Source organism: Ralstonia sp. TCR112 (assembly GCF_007997035.1).
In the GTDB taxonomy this organism is placed as follows: domain Bacteria; phylum Pseudomonadota; class Gammaproteobacteria; order Burkholderiales; family Burkholderiaceae; genus Ralstonia; species Ralstonia edaphi.
The window spans coordinates 1-553 of record NZ_VOSS01000228.1 but is presented as its reverse complement, the minus strand read 5'-3'; the positions used below and the strand labels follow the sequence as shown (position 1 = coordinate 553).

Below are 553 nucleotides of genomic sequence, written 5' to 3'. Positions count from 1 at the left end.
TTGCCGTTCTGCGTGAAGGTCGAACCGGTGTATTTCCCGCCCGAGAACGACCCGCCCGACACCGAGCCGAACGAGAACGAAATCGTGGTCGACGCACCGCTGCCGATGGCCGTCGTGGTGGACGTCTGGCCTTGCGCCGCCAGCACCTGCGACTGCGCAAGCTGCGTGACATTGACCGCGTAGGAACCGGCAGGCGCCGAGCCCGTCACCGACGCACTCAGCATCGACGAGTCGTAGCCGCTGGCCTTCATCGCGCTGTAATTCGACGCGCTGGTCAGATTGGACAGCGCGGTCTGGAAGGTCGACAGCGTACTCTTGAGCGAGCCCACGGCCGACAGCTGCGTCTGGTACGAGCTTTGCTGCGTCTGCAGCTGCGTCAGCGGCTGGCTTTCCACCTTCATGAGGCTGGTCACCAGCGAATTGACGTCGATGCTCGTCCCGATGCCGGGAATGGAGATCGGCGGAACGTAGTTGCTGGTTGAGGAGGTGGTAGTGGTAGTCGCCATGATCGGGTCCGATAAGCATCTGCGCCGGCGGAAGTCTCTCTACACAA

The 553-nt window shown here is 62.7% G+C and carries 1 protein-coding gene; it reads right to left on the bottom strand.

Annotation, left to right across the window (positions count from 1 at the left end):
* The coding region (locus tag FUT88_RS25525) for a flagellar cap protein FliD N-terminal domain-containing protein (protein ID WP_325205677.1) at positions 1-506 on the bottom strand (506 nt) is incomplete at its 3' end.
* Positions 507-553: the final 47 nt, after the last annotated feature.